This is a genomic window from Flavobacterium melibiosi (genome assembly GCF_048158545.1).
In the GTDB taxonomy this organism is placed as follows: domain Bacteria; phylum Bacteroidota; class Bacteroidia; order Flavobacteriales; family Flavobacteriaceae; genus Flavobacterium; species Flavobacterium melibiosi.
In genome coordinates this window covers 131,734-149,116 of record NZ_JBLNKU010000012.1, presented here as the reverse complement: position 1 = coordinate 149,116, position 17,383 = coordinate 131,734, and the positions used below count along the sequence as shown (strand labels likewise).

Annotated in this window: 12 protein-coding genes; 10 read left to right on the top strand and 2 right to left on the bottom strand. The window is 37.0% G+C overall.

Going from position 1 to position 17,383, the window contains the following annotated elements:
- Both ACM55F_RS14635 and ACM55F_RS14630 read left to right on the top strand, forming a co-directional pair.
- Positions 1-4,635 (top strand): DUF6443 domain-containing protein (locus tag ACM55F_RS14635; protein ID WP_416854553.1); only part of this gene is annotated, 4,635 nt, incomplete at its 5' end.
- A 3-nt stretch (positions 4,636-4,638) separates the two neighbouring features.
- On the top strand, positions 4,639-5,019 hold the full coding sequence (locus ACM55F_RS14630; protein ID WP_416854551.1) for a DUF2750 domain-containing protein: 381 nt from the start codon (positions 4,639-4,641) through the stop codon (positions 5,017-5,019).
- A 65-nt stretch (positions 5,020-5,084) separates the two neighbouring features.
- On the opposite strand, the gene ACM55F_RS14625 is transcribed toward ACM55F_RS14630, so the two are convergent.
- Positions 5,085-5,432: a helix-turn-helix domain-containing protein gene (locus ACM55F_RS14625; RefSeq protein WP_416854550.1), complete on the bottom strand. Its 348-nt coding sequence runs from the start codon at positions 5,430-5,432 to the stop codon at positions 5,085-5,087.
- Between the two features lie 165 nt (positions 5,433-5,597).
- On the opposite strand from ACM55F_RS14625, the gene ACM55F_RS14620 reads away from it, so the two are divergent.
- The 5 genes from ACM55F_RS14620 (at position 5,598) to ACM55F_RS14600 (ending at position 11,920) form a co-directional block, all read left to right on the top strand.
- The gene (locus ACM55F_RS14620; RefSeq protein WP_416854549.1) at positions 5,598-7,886 is read left to right on the top strand and encodes a CHC2 zinc finger domain-containing protein; all 2,289 of its coding nucleotides are present in this window, start codon (positions 5,598-5,600) and stop codon (positions 7,884-7,886) included.
- A 178-nt stretch (positions 7,887-8,064) separates the two neighbouring features.
- Positions 8,065-8,916: a tyrosine-type recombinase/integrase gene (locus ACM55F_RS14615; RefSeq protein WP_416854548.1), complete on the top strand. Its 852-nt coding sequence runs from the start codon at positions 8,065-8,067 to the stop codon at positions 8,914-8,916.
- Positions 8,913-9,773, top strand: coding sequence for a tyrosine-type recombinase/integrase (locus tag ACM55F_RS14610; protein ID WP_416854547.1), 861 nt, complete (start codon positions 8,913-8,915; stop codon positions 9,771-9,773). Before ACM55F_RS14615 ends, ACM55F_RS14610 begins: the two co-directional genes overlap by 4 nt.
- 1,289 nt (positions 9,774-11,062) lie before the next feature.
- Entirely contained in the window at positions 11,063-11,536 is a 474-nt protein-coding gene (locus tag ACM55F_RS14605) for a polymorphic toxin type 8 domain-containing protein (protein ID WP_416854552.1), read from the top strand.
- Between the two features lie 3 nt (positions 11,537-11,539).
- Positions 11,540-11,920 (top strand): DUF2750 domain-containing protein, encoded by a 381-nt coding sequence (locus tag ACM55F_RS14600; protein WP_416854551.1) that lies wholly within the window; start codon positions 11,540-11,542, stop codon positions 11,918-11,920.
- Positions 11,921-11,985: 65 nt separating this feature from the next.
- On the opposite strand, the gene ACM55F_RS14595 is transcribed toward ACM55F_RS14600, so the two are convergent.
- Complete coding sequence (locus ACM55F_RS14595) at positions 11,986-12,333, bottom strand: helix-turn-helix domain-containing protein (protein WP_416854550.1); 348 nt, start codon at positions 12,331-12,333, stop codon at positions 11,986-11,988.
- 165 nt (positions 12,334-12,498) lie between these two features.
- On the opposite strand from ACM55F_RS14595, the gene ACM55F_RS14590 reads away from it, so the two are divergent.
- The 3 genes from ACM55F_RS14590 to ACM55F_RS14580 all read left to right on the top strand — a co-directional run bounded on the left by ACM55F_RS14590 (position 12,499) and on the right by ACM55F_RS14580 (position 16,674).
- On the top strand, positions 12,499-14,787 hold the full coding sequence (locus ACM55F_RS14590) for a CHC2 zinc finger domain-containing protein (protein WP_416854549.1): 2,289 nt from the start codon (positions 12,499-12,501) through the stop codon (positions 14,785-14,787).
- A gap of 178 nt (positions 14,788-14,965) precedes the next feature.
- Positions 14,966-15,817: a tyrosine-type recombinase/integrase gene (locus tag ACM55F_RS14585; protein ID WP_416854548.1), complete on the top strand. Its 852-nt coding sequence runs from the start codon at positions 14,966-14,968 to the stop codon at positions 15,815-15,817.
- Positions 15,814-16,674, top strand: a complete 861-nt coding sequence (locus tag ACM55F_RS14580; protein WP_416854547.1) for a tyrosine-type recombinase/integrase — start codon at positions 15,814-15,816, stop codon at positions 16,672-16,674. Before ACM55F_RS14585 ends, ACM55F_RS14580 begins: the two co-directional genes overlap by 4 nt.
- Positions 16,675-17,383 lie beyond the last annotated feature (709 nt).

Sequence of the window (17,383 nt, the reverse complement as noted above, 5' to 3'; positions counted from 1 at the left end):
CAACCAGCAGGATATGTCCGTAATACTAGCGATTATAACGATACCACAATCAATATTACCAATATAGCTCCTCAGACATTTTATCGAGATGCCGATGTCGATACTTTTGGTAGCCCAACTGTTACAGTGTATTACAGTGTAAAACCAGCGGGTTATGTGACCAACAATACCGACTGTAATGATGCTGATGCTACCTTAAATCCTAATACGGTTTGGTATCGAGATGCCGATGGAGATGGTTTTGGAGTGAGTACACCCACTACGGCAAGCTGTACGCAACCAGCAGGATATGTCCGTAATACTAGCGATTATAACGATACCACAATCAATATTACCAATATAGCTCCTCAGACATTTTATCGAGATGCCGATGTCGATACTTTTGGTAGCCCAACTGTTACAGTGTATTACAGTGTAAAACCAGCGGGTTATGTGACCAACAATACCGACTGTAATGATGCTGATACTACCTTAAATCCTAATACGGTTTGGTATCGAGATGCCGATGGAGATGGTTTTGGAGTGAGTACACCCACTACGGCAAGCTGTACGCAACCAGTAGGGTATGTCCGTAATACTAGCGATTATAACGATACCACAGTCAATATTACCAATATAGCTCCTCAGACATTTTATAGAGATGCCGATGTCGATACTTTTGGTAGCCCAACTGTTACAGTGTATTACAGTGTAAAACCAGCGGGTTATGTGACCAACAATATCGACTGTAATGATGCTGATGCTAGCCTAAATCCCAATACGGTTTGGTATCGAGATGCCGATGGAGATGGTTTTGGAGTGAGTACACCCACTACCGCAAGTTGTACACAACCTGCAGGATATGTTCGCAATACTAGCGATTATAACGATACCACAGTCAATATTACTAATATAGCCCCACAAACATTTTATCAAGATATTGATGGGGATACTTTCGGAAATTCAAATGTAAGTATATATTACAGTGTAAAACCAGCCGGTTACGCGACCACCAATACCGATTGTAACGATGCAGATGCCGTGTTAAATCCCAATACTAAGTGGTATATTGATGATGATTTGGATGGATTTGGAGATCCTCTAAATTTTATAAAACAATGCATCAAACCAACTGGGAATTATGTGCTAAATAATACAGATAACTGTCCTTTAATAAAAGGCACCAGTATAGATTGTAGTAGTTTAGCATCCCCTTCGCAGGATCTAAACTATATTATAACAAGAAATTACAAACAATCCACATCAATTCCTTTTATTTCACCTACTCCTGATAAGGCTCAGGTCAGTATTACTTATTTTGACGGACTGAGCAGGCCTATACAACAAATAGGCAACCAACAATCAGCTTCGAGTAAAGATATTGTAACCTATATGGAGTATGATGCATTTGGACGACAAATCAAGGATTATTTACCTTTTAAAGGCACAATCAGTAATATGGCCTTTGACACCAACGGTAAAGCAAATGTTTTATCCTATTATGCTACCCCAAATGCTACGCAAAATGGAAATCCCAACTTGGAGTCGACAACGAATCCATTTAGCGAAAAATCGTTTGAAGCTTCTCCTTTAAACAGGGTACTCAAACAAGCTGCCCCAGGAAATGATTGGGCAATGGCAAACAATCACACGATAAAACTGGATTATCAGACCAATATAGTAAATGATGTAAAACTTTATACTGCATCAGCTACTTGGAATCTTACTCTCGGATTGTATGACATCAGTTTAGGAAACGGTACCGGTACTGTTTTTTATGATATTAATCAATTATACAAAACTATAACCTATGATGAAAATACCACCGCAACCCCTAGCGAAATATCTGGTTCTACAGTGGAATTCAAAAATAAGGAAGGTCAAGTTGTTTTAAAAAGAACCTATGGAATTGTGGGGACAGATACTGTAAATACAGTTCACGATACGTACTATGTATACGATCAATATGGGAATCTTACCTATGTAATTCCTCCTTTGGTAAGCAACCCAACTACCCAACTAAACGATTTATGTTACCAATACAAATACGATTACCGCAACCGATTGGTAGAAAAAAAATTACCAGGAAAACAATGGGAATTTATTGTTTATGACAAACTCGATAGACCTGTGGCAATCGGTCCGGCTGCATCTCCATTTAGTGATGTGGCAACTGTGGGTTGGTTGATTACTAAGTACGACGCTATTAGCAGACCTATATATACAGGATGGATGACAACAACAGCCGCAACTACTGCAGGTCGAAAAACCCTGCAAGACGGACAAAATAGTGCTGCTGTTCTCTATGAGAGCAAACAGACTTCGGGAACTATTGATGGTATTGTAGCTTATTATAGCAATGCTATAGCTCCAACAGCTTTCAAGCTTCTCACGGTAAATTATTATGATAACTACGTTTTTCCAAGTGTTCCTACTATCCCTACAACTGTTGAAACACAAACGGTACTCACAACAGGACAGGTAAAAAGTTTGGCTACAGGTTCTTGGACAAGAGCATTGACCACCAGTACGGCAATATTAGGAGAAACTGCAGCTACTTTTTATGATGCTAAAGCGAGGCCAATTCGTTCCTACAGCAAAAATTACCTTGGAGGATATACCTATGCAGACAGCAGACTGGATTTTACAGGAGTGCCTCAATACAGCATAACCTACCACAAACGACTTTCTACTGATACCGAATTAAAAACAACAGAAGTTTTTACCTATTCAGCCCAAGGAAGATTGCTGACACATACCCATCAAATAAATGCAGGAACAGCACAGTTATTAACGGCTAACACCTATGATGAATTAGGACAACTTATTTCTAAAAAAGTGGGGAACACGACAGCCGCTCCTACACAAAAAATTGATTACAGCTATAATATTAGGGGTTGGATGACAGGTATTAACAACACAACTGCGTTACAACAAGGCTCTGATCCGAGTGATTTGTTTGCCTTCAAAATAAATTACAATACTTCAACTACAGGTATCTCAAATGTAAATCCATTATACAATGGCAACATCTCTGAAACCTACTGGAGTAGTGTATCAGATCCTTTAGTGCGTGCTTATGGTTATCAATACGACAATTTAAACCGTTTGAAAAACACAACTTATCAAAAATCTGCTGTAACAACCAATGCGTACAATGAAAATTTAACCTACGACAAGAATGGTAACATAAAAACACTACTACGCAATGGAAATTCAGATGCGGCAGCAACAGCAATTGATAATTTAACGTACGTCTATGGGGCGAGCAATACCAATAACCAGCTTCTTAAAGTAAGTGATGGCTCTAACAAAACCGTTGGATTTATTGATGGCTTAAATGCAGGGGATGATTATACTTATGATGCCAATGGCAACATGACAACCGATGTCAATAAAAACATCACTGCCATCGCTTACAATCATCTGAATCTGCCTACCAAAATAACTTTTGGAACTACAGGAAACATTGTATATCTTTACAATGCAACGGGACAAAAGGCACAGAAAATAGTAACAATAACATCCCCTGCAAGTACGACCACTACGGATTATTTAGGTGGCTTTCAGTACGGTGGTGGGATATTGCAATTTTTCCCAACAGCTGAAGGGTATGTAGAAAATAATGCGGGAGTTTATAGTTATGTGTTTCAATACAAAGATCATTTAGGGAATGTACGTTTGAGTTATAATAATAGTCTTCAGGTTAAAGAGTCAAATAATTACTACCCTTTTGGATTAAAACAAATGGGATACAGTAGCGTTATTAATTCTACAAACCAAGCATTAAAATATAAGTATAACGGCAAAGAACTCCAAGACGAGCTGGGGCTGAATCTTTATGACTATGGTTGGAGAAATTATGACCCAGCACTTGGACGCTGGACACAAATAGATCCTTTATTTAACGACCTTAAATTTGCTCACGATAATTTAGATGTTGACCCTGATGATGAAGATGAAGTATATTTAGCTATTATTAATGATGCAGAAGTTGGAGGAGGAATATACAACACAGATAATCTAAATCCTTATGGTTATGGCTATAATAATCCAGTAAGTTTTGACGACCCAGATGGAAGATGCCCAAGTTGTGTTGATGGATTAGGAGATATTTTAAGTTGGACTGACGTTGATGATATAGCTGTAGCAGTAACAACTGTTACTCGTGGAGTACTAGGGATGTATGATGGTAAGCCCAAACATATTGACGGAACTGATGCTAATGCTTCAGATGCTGGTTATATGATTGTTGGAGCTTTACTTCCAGTAGTTAGTGGTGGAACTCTTAAAAAGATATTTAAAGGTGGAGATAAAGCAGTTGATGCGGTTAAAAAAGCCGATAAAGCAAGTGACGCTAAACAGCTTTTAAAAGAGGGAAGATCTGGAAAGCAAGCACGTTTAACGGAGATAGGTAAAGATCCTAAAGTTAGTAAATCTGACAAGGGGTGGATAAAGTCTGAGCAAAGACAAGTTGCTACAGGAAATAGAAAAACAATACGTAATCCGCCAGGTAAAGATTTAGCTCATTCGAGAGGAAAAGAAGCAGCTAAAGGTTACTCTTATAAAAATTCGAAGTTACAGGATAGAGATTTACACAGAAGGCAGCACAAATATGACAATAATGGAAAGAAAAATAAAGAAAATCCAAATTAATTTATGAATGCAAAAGAATTTGATAACGTTATAAAATTAACACCATTTGATAGGTACAGATATTTTGTAAAAAAAGTTGCAGACTTTGAAGAATTATGGACTATTACAGATATGGATGGAAATTACGCTTTGTCAGATATTGATGAGAATGTGATGATTTCTTTTTGGCCAAAACTTGAATATATAGACTCAAACTTGGCTAACGGTTGGGAAGAATGTAGACCTAAAAAATTAACGTTAGATGATTTGGAAGATGAAATCTTTGATTTAATTGCTTCACAAAATTATTTAATTAATATATTTCCCGTAAATGGAAAATCAGGTTTTATAGTAAGTTTAGATGAATTTGCTAGGGATTTGAGTGATGAACTAAAAAATTATTAAGCAACAACAGAATTGCATTCTGTGCCTGCAAAAAAACCACTTCAAATCGAAGTGGTTTTTTGTTTTTAAGAAAGTTGTTGTTGCAAATTAGCTTTTAGAATGAAAGCATCTATTAATTTGGTAACTACGTTTTTATCTTCTTTTTTCATTTGCTCCACAGCTTTAAACTGTTTTAAAAGCAAATTATCGTCAATTGCTTCTTCTGCTTTGTTTTGAATGGTTCCGTTTACGAGATAATCAATAGAGGTTCCAAAAACATTAGCTAATTTACTTAATACATCTGCAGGAGGTTGAACTCCTTTAGTTTCATAACGGACTAATTGAGGTACTGAAAGTTCAATTTTTTCTGCTAGTTTAGATTGGGTTAAACTATTGTCTTTTCTTAATGTTTGTATGCGTTCTCCTAAAGTCATAACAATCGTATTAGATATTTATCAACAGTGATAATATCAACAAAGATAAGCTAATACGTTTAAATTATATCTTATGTGTTTATAACTTTCCTTTCTGTATAAATTGTTATATTATCAATTATGAGTAGTTTTACTCAAATAAGATAAATAAATTATTTTTCAACAATGGAAATATCCGAAATCAAACAAAATCTATCCTTAACCCAAGTATTAGAAAATTACAGCTTACAGCCCAACAAAAACAATATGCTCCGTTGTCCATTCCACGATGATAAAACAGCGAGCTTACAAGTTAACCCAACCCAAAATAAATACAAATGCCACGCTTGCGATAAAAAAGGCGATGTGATCCAGTTTGTCCAGGATTATGAAAAGCTGACCAAACGAGAAGCGATTTTAAAATGCACAGCAATGATTGGCCAAGTAATTACAAATGTTCCAAGTGTTCTAAAAGTTCAAACTGTAACCATCACGGAAGACAAAAGCTTGTTTTTAGAAAAGATGTTCCAGAGTTTTAGAAAAGGAATCTTCAACAGTCCGCCAGCAAGGGAATATTGCAAACAAAGAAATTTAGATCTGGAAAAATTAAGTATCGGTTTTAATGGCGGTCAGTTCCACCACGGAACACGAAGAGACGAAACTTTAATCAATAATTGTCTGGCCGTTGGATTGCTTTTGGACAGAAACATCATCAGTAAAACAGGCGAAAAAGCCTTTAATGTCTTTGGAAATAAATCAATTGTTTTTCCGCTGAAGAACAAAGAAAATCAAATCGTTAGCTTATATTTTAGAAGTACGACAAACGAGAAAGAAGCGAAACACTTCTATTTAAAAAACCGTTCCGGACTTTATCCAAATTACCCAAATCCAGCCACTAAAAAGCTAATCCTGACCGAAAGTATTATTGACTGTGCAAGCCTGCTACAAATCACGGAAATAGCAGAAAATTACAGTCTATTGGCGTGCTACGGAACAAACGGATTAAACGAAGAAATCCAAAAAACCATCCAAGAACTTACAGAACTGGAAGAAATCATTTTTGCTTTTGACAATGACAATGCAGGAAATGAAGCCATAAAAAAATACGCAGAACAGTTCAGACAATATAAAATAACTACAATCGAACTGCCCAATAAAGACATCAACGAAACCCTGCAACTTCACGAACCCGAGATATTTACGGAGCTTTTAGAGCAAAGAAAGGAACTGAATTTTTCTTTTTCTATTGAAGATATTACAACAAAAACCACTACCAAAAAACCTACTGCAGAACCAACGCAAAACACCAATTTAGAGAATGTAGTTGACTTTTTAAAAGGAGAAGATTTACTAAAAAGACTCAACGAACAAATAGGCAAAGCGGGCATAGTTGGCGAGGAAAACAGCCGATTATTATTGTTCTTAATTATCATCAGTTACCTCAATAAAAGCCCAATCCACGCCATTGTACAAGGTTCGAGCGGTAGCGGAAAAACCCACATTATCAGCAGAATTGCAGACCTGATGCCAGGGGAAGACGTACTTCGATTTACCCGAATAACCGAAAGCAGTTTGTACAACTGGGGCGAGTTTGATCTGTTCCAAAAAATCATCATCATCGAAGATCTGGACGGCCTCAAAGAAGATGCCTTGTATGCGCTTCGGGAACTGATATCAAACCAATTTTTAAGCAGTTCGGTAAGTATAAAAGATAAAAAAGGAAACAATAAATCGGCAAAGAAAGAAGTAAAAGGACAGTTCAGCAGTTTATCGGCAACCACCAAAGGCGAGACTTACGAGGATAATATGAGCCGTAGTTTTTTGATTGCAGTCGATGAATCCAAGGAACAGACCCAAAGAATAATCACCCATCAAAACAAACGAAATGCGGGAGAAATAGACCCCAAAGCACAACAAAAAGCGGTTCAGTTTATACAGCAAATGGTGCGCAGACTGACACATTACGAAGTCATAAACCCATATGCGACAAAGCTACTATTGCCCGAAAAAGTCCATAAAATAAGACGGTTGAACGAAATGTACCAAGCCGTAATCAAACAGGTAACCTTTTTGAACCAACACCAAAGACAGCTCACCAAAGAGCAACAACTCATTACCCAAATCGAGGATATAGAACAGGCTACGGAAGTCCTTTTTGAAAGCATTGTTTTAAAGGTGGATGAACTCGATGGCAGTTTAAGACAGTTTTTTGAACGACTGAAAAAGTATGTAAAGAATGACAGCCAAGAATTTATTTTAAGAGATATAAGACAGGAATTAAATGTTAGTAAAACACAGATTTTTAGAAACATACAAGTGCTTTTAGAGTTGGAATATGTCAAGCAAATAGGCGGTTACAGCAATAAAGGCATCCGTTATAAAATCAGTTATTGGGATAATTACCAAAAATTAAGAACCGAAATTAAAGACTTTTTGATAAAACAAATTGAGGTTTTGAAAAGCAATGAAGTATGACCAAAAGAACAGCTATGACCAAGGTTTGGAACACTACGGAACACTAATGGAACGCTAGAAAACTTTGTTAAGTACTGATAAATATAGGTTTTTGATTAAAAAATAGTCTAGCGTTCCTAATTCCAAAAAAAGAAGTAAGCAAAAACATCATAGAAGCTATAAACATCATATTAAAACTATGTTTGAAAACACAATTTATGAATTTAGAAAAGAACTGGAAAACCTGGGATATTGCAAAACAGTAGTCAAAACGTATCCAAGATATGTCGTTCATTTTTTAGAATTTACAAAGGAAATTCCCACCCAAATAACCGCAAACCAAATCAAAACCTATCAGGAACATTTACGGGAAAAACCCAATCCATCCAAAGACGGAAAGTTAAGCCAAAGCCACGTTCACAGCCAGTTGTTAGCCATCAGAATCTATTTTGAGTATCTGGAAAGAATCCAAAAAATCAGCAAAAATCCTTTTACCCTAAAGCTGAAATCCCCAGTAAACGAAATCAAAATAATCCTTACCCAGGAAGAAATAACAGCGCTTTACGAACATTGCAGAACAGCGCAGGAATGGGCAATAATGCACCTGTGTTACGGTTGCGGACTGCGAAGAAGCGAAGCCCAAAACCTGAATGTTACCGATGTTCATTTAGATAAAAAACTGCTATTTGTCCGAAAAGGAAAAGGCAAAAAAAGAAGGGTAATCCCAATTACGGAAATGATAGCCAAAGATTTAGGCAACTATTTAGAGATAAGAGCCTTTAGTGCAACAGAAAACGAAACCAGTTTTTTAATCGACAGCAAAGGAAACAGAATGTTGGGAAGCACCATTTATAAAACCTTTAAAAGTCTTTTAAAAAGAACCAAAAACCATCCCGATCAAAACATAAGTTTGCATCATTTACGCCACAGTATCGCCACGCATTTACTTGAAAATGAAATGAGTATTGAAATGGTCAGAAACTTTTTAGGGCATCAAAGCTTAAAAACAACTCAAATTTATACCCGAATAAATCAACTGAAAATGCGATGAACATACAAGACTATTTAGAAGAAAACCTGCACCCATCGACCGTTAAAAACTATCTGTATGAAATCAACAAGTTTAGGTTATTGAACCGAAAAACAGAACATTACGATTATAAAAAAGTAATGGAATACGTGGAAGAATTACGGAAAAGTTACCCTCCAAACACGATCAACAGGATTGTATCGGCACTCAAAAAATACTACGATTATCTGCAGGAAACAGAGCAAAGAAGCGATAATCCAGCCAGAAGCATTAAACTTCGGGATGCCAAAGATAACCCCATCCAATTGCAAGATTTATTCTCTGAAAAAGAACTGCAAAAACTGTTAGTTCCAAGAATAGAACGTTATCCTTTTTTGACCAAAAAGAATCAAATTATAATGAGTTTATTGGTTTATCAAGCCTTGAAATCGGGGGAAATTATCCAGTTAAAAACAAACGATATAAATCTTGAAAAAGCCACAATCCAAATAACCGGCACAGGAATAACCAACAGCCGAATATTGCCTTTAAAAGCCCAACAAATCCTTTTGCTTTACGAATTTATCAATCAGGACAGAAACAAGCTAAAAACGATTAGAAACGATGAAAACGCTTTGTTGTTGGGGAAACTGGGAACGCCGATAACAAGCGACGATATCCATTATTTAATAAGTACCTATCAAAAGGATTTTGCCAAAAATCTAACAACAATAACCATAAGACAAAGCGTAATCACGAATCTTTTAGCCAAAGGAAACGACCTTCGAATGGTTCAGGAATTTGCAGGACACAAACATTTAGACACAACAGAAAAATACCGCCAAACAGGAATTAAAGCGTTACAAAATGCGATTGATAAACATCATCCGATTAAGTAATTTTAGAGTTAAGAATTGAAATTTAGGTTTAAAAGGAAAATCCGAATCTAAACAGCAGAGCAATAAAGCGGTCTCCCTCCGGTCGCTTCCTTTGTTCCGTTCGGCTGTTCCAGTCGGCTGAAAAAAGCCTCCGTTCCACAGTCCACTCGTCAGCATAGCACCTGCCAGCTCTGAAAAAGAGCAGGCAGTTACTACGCTTCCTCGCCCTCATCTTCACACGGTCGCTTCCTTCGTTCGTCGGGGCTACTACATCCACAATACCGCTTCATTGCGTTACGCTTCGTAAACTACGCTGCACTTCATTCAGCCGTATTTGCGTCTGTCGCCCCTTATGTTTTGGCGGTTGCTCGACCGCCAGCCATCAACCTCAATAGGTACGCTGACGCTGATTTTATAGATTTGTTCCGCTGACGCTTTACTTGTTCGGTTGCCGTTACACGCTCCTGTCCCTACGCCCCCGAAAAAAGGGGCTCCCGGTCCAGGGTGGCTGTCAGTGACCGCAACACCGCCACCCGTTCCGCAAAAAACGCTCCTTGCAAGCACCGCTTTTTTTGCTTCACTTGGGGTGTTTATTGTTGGAATGCATAGTTCAATCGCCACAAGGCTATGCTCATTTTTTTGGAAGAATGCCAGGGGAATTTATCTAAAAAAACAACTTTTACGTTCTGGCATCCTTCCAAAAAAATCGAGCGCACGATTAAAGACAATCAGGGAAGTTTAGGCAAAATGGAATGTTCAGGCATTTTTGGAAATCATAATCGATAAAAAAACGGAATCTTTTTTTTTCAATTGAAAGAAAAGACTATTTTTGAAGCACGTTCTTACAAAATAGTTTTTGCTCGCGGGAGCACATAAACAAACGCTCGGGCGAGGCAAAATATTGAGCAGGCGCATACAAGTATAAGTATAACGGCAAAGAACTCCAAGACGAGCTGGGGCTGAATCTTTATGACTATGGTTGGAGAAATTATGACCCAGCACTTGGACGCTGGACACAAATAGATCCTTTATTTAACGACCTTAAATTTGCTCACGATAATTTAGATGTTGACCCTGATGATGAAGATGAAGTATATTTAGCTATTATTAATGATGCAGAAGTTGGAGGAGGAATATACAACACAGATAATCTAAATCCTTATGGTTATGGCTATAATAATCCAGTAAGTTTTGACGACCCAGATGGAAGATGCCCAAGTTGTGTTGATGGATTAGGAGATATTTTAAGTTGGACTGACGTTGATGATATAGCTGTAGCAGTAACAACTGTTACTCGTGGAGTACTAGGGATGTATGATGGTAAGCCCAAACATATTGACGGAACTGATGCTAATGCTTCAGATGCTGGTTATATGATTGTTGGAGCTTTACTTCCAGTAGTTAGTGGTGGAACTCTTAAAAAGATATTTAAAGGTGGAGATAAAGCAGTTGATGCGGTTAAAAAAGCCGATAAAGCAAGTGACGCTAAACAGCTTTTAAAAGAGGGAAGATCTGGAAAGCAAGCACGTTTAACGGAGATAGGTAAAGATCCTAAAGTTAGTAAATCTGACAAGGGGTGGATAAAGTCTGAGCAAAGACAAGTTGCTACAGGAAATAGAAAAACAATACGTAATCCGCCAGGTAAAGATTTAGCTCATTCGAGAGGAAAAGAAGCAGCTAAAGGTTACTCTTATAAAAATTCGAAGTTACAGGATAGAGATTTACACAGAAGGCAGCACAAATATGACAATAATGGAAAGAAAAATAAAGAAAATCCAAATTAATTTATGAATGCAAAAGAATTTGATAACGTTATAAAATTAACACCATTTGATAGGTACAGATATTTTGTAAAAAAAGTTGCAGACTTTGAAGAATTATGGACTATTACAGATATGGATGGAAATTACGCTTTGTCAGATATTGATGAGAATGTGATGATTTCTTTTTGGCCAAAACTTGAATATATAGACTCAAACTTGGCTAACGGTTGGGAAGAATGTAGACCTAAAAAATTAACGTTAGATGATTTGGAAGATGAAATCTTTGATTTAATTGCTTCACAAAATTATTTAATTAATATATTTCCCGTAAATGGAAAATCAGGTTTTATAGTAAGTTTAGATGAATTTGCTAGGGATTTGAGTGATGAACTAAAAAATTATTAAGCAACAACAGAATTGCATTCTGTGCCTGCAAAAAAACCACTTCAAATCGAAGTGGTTTTTTGTTTTTAAGAAAGTTGTTGTTGCAAATTAGCTTTTAGAATGAAAGCATCTATTAATTTGGTAACTACGTTTTTATCTTCTTTTTTCATTTGCTCCACAGCTTTAAACTGTTTTAAAAGCAAATTATCGTCAATTGCTTCTTCTGCTTTGTTTTGAATGGTTCCGTTTACGAGATAATCAATAGAGGTTCCAAAAACATTAGCTAATTTACTTAATACATCTGCAGGAGGTTGAACTCCTTTAGTTTCATAACGGACTAATTGAGGTACTGAAAGTTCAATTTTTTCTGCTAGTTTAGATTGGGTTAAACTATTGTCTTTTCTTAATGTTTGTATGCGTTCTCCTAAAGTCATAACAATCGTATTAGATATTTATCAACAGTGATAATATCAACAAAGATAAGCTAATACGTTTAAATTATATCTTATGTGTTTATAACTTTCCTTTCTGTATAAATTGTTATATTATCAATTATGAGTAGTTTTACTCAAATAAGATAAATAAATTATTTTTCAACAATGGAAATATCCGAAATCAAACAAAATCTATCCTTAACCCAAGTATTAGAAAATTACAGCTTACAGCCCAACAAAAACAATATGCTCCGTTGTCCATTCCACGATGATAAAACAGCGAGCTTACAAGTTAACCCAACCCAAAATAAATACAAATGCCACGCTTGCGATAAAAAAGGCGATGTGATCCAGTTTGTCCAGGATTATGAAAAGCTGACCAAACGAGAAGCGATTTTAAAATGCACAGCAATGATTGGCCAAGTAATTACAAATGTTCCAAGTGTTCTAAAAGTTCAAACTGTAACCATCACGGAAGACAAAAGCTTGTTTTTAGAAAAGATGTTCCAGAGTTTTAGAAAAGGAATCTTCAACAGTCCGCCAGCAAGGGAATATTGCAAACAAAGAAATTTAGATCTGGAAAAATTAAGTATCGGTTTTAATGGCGGTCAGTTCCACCACGGAACACGAAGAGACGAAACTTTAATCAATAATTGTCTGGCCGTTGGATTGCTTTTGGACAGAAACATCATCAGTAAAACAGGCGAAAAAGCCTTTAATGTCTTTGGAAATAAATCAATTGTTTTTCCGCTGAAGAACAAAGAAAATCAAATCGTTAGCTTATATTTTAGAAGTACGACAAACGAGAAAGAAGCGAAACACTTCTATTTAAAAAACCGTTCCGGACTTTATCCAAATTACCCAAATCCAGCCACTAAAAAGCTAATCCTGACCGAAAGTATTATTGACTGTGCAAGCCTGCTACAAATCACGGAAATAGCAGAAAATTACAGTCTATTGGCGTGCTACGGAACAAACGGATTAAACGAAGAAATCCAAAAAACCATCCAAGAACTTACAGAACTGGAAGAAATCATTTTTGCTTTTGACAATGACAATGCAGGAAATGAAGCCATAAAAAAATACGCAGAACAGTTCAGACAATATAAAATAACTACAATCGAACTGCCCAATAAAGACATCAACGAAACCCTGCAACTTCACGAACCCGAGATATTTACGGAGCTTTTAGAGCAAAGAAAGGAACTGAATTTTTCTTTTTCTATTGAAGATATTACAACAAAAACCACTACCAAAAAACCTACTGCAGAACCAACGCAAAACACCAATTTAGAGAATGTAGTTGACTTTTTAAAAGGAGAAGATTTACTAAAAAGACTCAACGAACAAATAGGCAAAGCGGGCATAGTTGGCGAGGAAAACAGCCGATTATTATTGTTCTTAATTATCATCAGTTACCTCAATAAAAGCCCAATCCACGCCATTGTACAAGGTTCGAGCGGTAGCGGAAAAACCCACATTATCAGCAGAATTGCAGACCTGATGCCAGGGGAAGACGTACTTCGATTTACCCGAATAACCGAAAGCAGTTTGTACAACTGGGGCGAGTTTGATCTGTTCCAAAAAATCATCATCATCGAAGATCTGGACGGCCTCAAAGAAGATGCCTTGTATGCGCTTCGGGAACTGATATCAAACCAATTTTTAAGCAGTTCGGTAAGTATAAAAGATAAAAAAGGAAACAATAAATCGGCAAAGAAAGAAGTAAAAGGACAGTTCAGCAGTTTATCGGCAACCACCAAAGGCGAGACTTACGAGGATAATATGAGCCGTAGTTTTTTGATTGCAGTCGATGAATCCAAGGAACAGACCCAAAGAATAATCACCCATCAAAACAAACGAAATGCGGGAGAAATAGACCCCAAAGCACAACAAAAAGCGGTTCAGTTTATACAGCAAATGGTGCGCAGACTGACACATTACGAAGTCATAAACCCATATGCGACAAAGCTACTATTGCCCGAAAAAGTCCATAAAATAAGACGGTTGAACGAAATGTACCAAGCCGTAATCAAACAGGTAACCTTTTTGAACCAACACCAAAGACAGCTCACCAAAGAGCAACAACTCATTACCCAAATCGAGGATATAGAACAGGCTACGGAAGTCCTTTTTGAAAGCATTGTTTTAAAGGTGGATGAACTCGATGGCAGTTTAAGACAGTTTTTTGAACGACTGAAAAAGTATGTAAAGAATGACAGCCAAGAATTTATTTTAAGAGATATAAGACAGGAATTAAATGTTAGTAAAACACAGATTTTTAGAAACATACAAGTGCTTTTAGAGTTGGAATATGTCAAGCAAATAGGCGGTTACAGCAATAAAGGCATCCGTTATAAAATCAGTTATTGGGATAATTACCAAAAATTAAGAACCGAAATTAAAGACTTTTTGATAAAACAAATTGAGGTTTTGAAAAGCAATGAAGTATGACCAAAAGAACAGCTATGACCAAGGTTTGGAACACTACGGAACACTAATGGAACGCTAGAAAACTTTGTTAAGTACTGATAAATATAGGTTTTTGATTAAAAAATAGTCTAGCGTTCCTAATTCCAAAAAAAGAAGTAAGCAAAAACATCATAGAAGCTATAAACATCATATTAAAACTATGTTTGAAAACACAATTTATGAATTTAGAAAAGAACTGGAAAACCTGGGATATTGCAAAACAGTAGTCAAAACGTATCCAAGATATGTCGTTCATTTTTTAGAATTTACAAAGGAAATTCCCACCCAAATAACCGCAAACCAAATCAAAACCTATCAGGAACATTTACGGGAAAAACCCAATCCATCCAAAGACGGAAAGTTAAGCCAAAGCCACGTTCACAGCCAGTTGTTAGCCATCAGAATCTATTTTGAGTATCTGGAAAGAATCCAAAAAATCAGCAAAAATCCTTTTACCCTAAAGCTGAAATCCCCAGTAAACGAAATCAAAATAATCCTTACCCAGGAAGAAATAACAGCGCTTTACGAACATTGCAGAACAGCGCAGGAATGGGCAATAATGCACCTGTGTTACGGTTGCGGACTGCGAAGAAGCGAAGCCCAAAACCTGAATGTTACCGATGTTCATTTAGATAAAAAACTGCTATTTGTCCGAAAAGGAAAAGGCAAAAAAAGAAGGGTAATCCCAATTACGGAAATGATAGCCAAAGATTTAGGCAACTATTTAGAGATAAGAGCCTTTAGTGCAACAGAAAACGAAACCAGTTTTTTAATCGACAGCAAAGGAAACAGAATGTTGGGAAGCACCATTTATAAAACCTTTAAAAGTCTTTTAAAAAGAACCAAAAACCATCCCGATCAAAACATAAGTTTGCATCATTTACGCCACAGTATCGCCACGCATTTACTTGAAAATGAAATGAGTATTGAAATGGTCAGAAACTTTTTAGGGCATCAAAGCTTAAAAACAACTCAAATTTATACCCGAATAAATCAACTGAAAATGCGATGAACATACAAGACTATTTAGAAGAAAACCTGCACCCATCGACCGTTAAAAACTATCTGTATGAAATCAACAAGTTTAGGTTATTGAACCGAAAAACAGAACATTACGATTATAAAAAAGTAATGGAATACGTGGAAGAATTACGGAAAAGTTACCCTCCAAACACGATCAACAGGATTGTATCGGCACTCAAAAAATACTACGATTATCTGCAGGAAACAGAGCAAAGAAGCGATAATCCAGCCAGAAGCATTAAACTTCGGGATGCCAAAGATAACCCCATCCAATTGCAAGATTTATTCTCTGAAAAAGAACTGCAAAAACTGTTAGTTCCAAGAATAGAACGTTATCCTTTTTTGACCAAAAAGAATCAAATTATAATGAGTTTATTGGTTTATCAAGCCTTGAAATCGGGGGAAATTATCCAGTTAAAAACAAACGATATAAATCTTGAAAAAGCCACAATCCAAATAACCGGCACAGGAATAACCAACAGCCGAATATTGCCTTTAAAAGCCCAACAAATCCTTTTGCTTTACGAATTTATCAATCAGGACAGAAACAAGCTAAAAACGATTAGAAACGATGAAAACGCTTTGTTGTTGGGGAAACTGGGAACGCCGATAACAAGCGACGATATCCATTATTTAATAAGTACCTATCAAAAGGATTTTGCCAAAAATCTAACAACAATAACCATAAGACAAAGCGTAATCACGAATCTTTTAGCCAAAGGAAACGACCTTCGAATGGTTCAGGAATTTGCAGGACACAAACATTTAGACACAACAGAAAAATACCGCCAAACAGGAATTAAAGCGTTACAAAATGCGATTGATAAACATCATCCGATTAAGTAATTTTAGAGTTAAGAATTGAAATTTAGGTTTAAAAGGAAAATCCGAATCTAAACAGCAGAGCAATAAAGCGGTCTCCCTCCGGTCGCTTCCTTTGTTCCGTTCGGCTGTTCCAGTCGGCTGAAAAAAGCCTCCGTTCCACAGTCCACTCGTCAGCATAGCACCTGCCAGCTCTGAAAAAGAGCAGGCAGTTACTACGCTTCCTCGCCCTCATCTTCACACGGTCGCTTCCTTCGTTCGTCGGGGCTACTACATCCACAATACCGCTTCATTGCGTTACGCTTCGTAAACTACGCTGCACTTCATTCAGCCGTATTTGCGTCTGTCGCCCCTTATGTTTTGGCGGTTGCTCGACCGCCAGCCATCAACCTCAATAGGTACGCTGACGCTGATTTTATAGATTTGTTCCGCTGACGCTTTACTTGTTCGGTTGCCGTTACACGCTCCTGTCCCTACGCCCCCGAAAAAAGGGGCTCCCGGTCCAGGGTGGCTGTCAGTGACCGCAACACCGCCACCCGTTCCGCAAAAAACGCTCCTTGCAAGCACCGCTTTTTTTGCTTCACTTGGGGTGTTTATTGTTGGAATGCATAGTTCAATCGCCACAAGGCTATGCTCATTTTTTTGGAAGAATGCCAGGGGAATTTATCTAAAAAAACAACTTTTACGTTCTGGCATCCTTCCAAAAAAATCGAGCGCACGATTAAAGACAATC

Excerpts from the sequence above, each read along its gene's own strand:
- ACM55F_RS14630 (WP_416854551.1), top strand. The coding sequence starts at position 4,639 with ATGAATGCAAAAGAATTTGATAACGTTATAAAATTAACACCATTTGAT.
- ACM55F_RS14625 (WP_416854550.1), bottom strand. The coding sequence starts at position 5,432 with ATGACTTTAGGAGAACGCATACAAACATTAAGAAAAGACAATAGTTTA.
- ACM55F_RS14620 (WP_416854549.1), top strand. The coding sequence starts at position 5,598 with ATGGAAATATCCGAAATCAAACAAAATCTATCCTTAACCCAAGTATTA.
- ACM55F_RS14615 (WP_416854548.1), top strand. The coding sequence starts at position 8,065 with ATGTTTGAAAACACAATTTATGAATTTAGAAAAGAACTGGAAAACCTG.
- ACM55F_RS14610 (WP_416854547.1), top strand. The coding sequence starts at position 8,913 with ATGAACATACAAGACTATTTAGAAGAAAACCTGCACCCATCGACCGTT.
- ACM55F_RS14605 (WP_416854552.1), top strand. The coding sequence starts at position 11,063 with ATGTATGATGGTAAGCCCAAACATATTGACGGAACTGATGCTAATGCT.
- ACM55F_RS14600 (WP_416854551.1), top strand. The coding sequence starts at position 11,540 with ATGAATGCAAAAGAATTTGATAACGTTATAAAATTAACACCATTTGAT.
- ACM55F_RS14595 (WP_416854550.1), bottom strand. The coding sequence starts at position 12,333 with ATGACTTTAGGAGAACGCATACAAACATTAAGAAAAGACAATAGTTTA.
- ACM55F_RS14590 (WP_416854549.1), top strand. The coding sequence starts at position 12,499 with ATGGAAATATCCGAAATCAAACAAAATCTATCCTTAACCCAAGTATTA.
- ACM55F_RS14585 (WP_416854548.1), top strand. The coding sequence starts at position 14,966 with ATGTTTGAAAACACAATTTATGAATTTAGAAAAGAACTGGAAAACCTG.
- ACM55F_RS14580 (WP_416854547.1), top strand. The coding sequence starts at position 15,814 with ATGAACATACAAGACTATTTAGAAGAAAACCTGCACCCATCGACCGTT.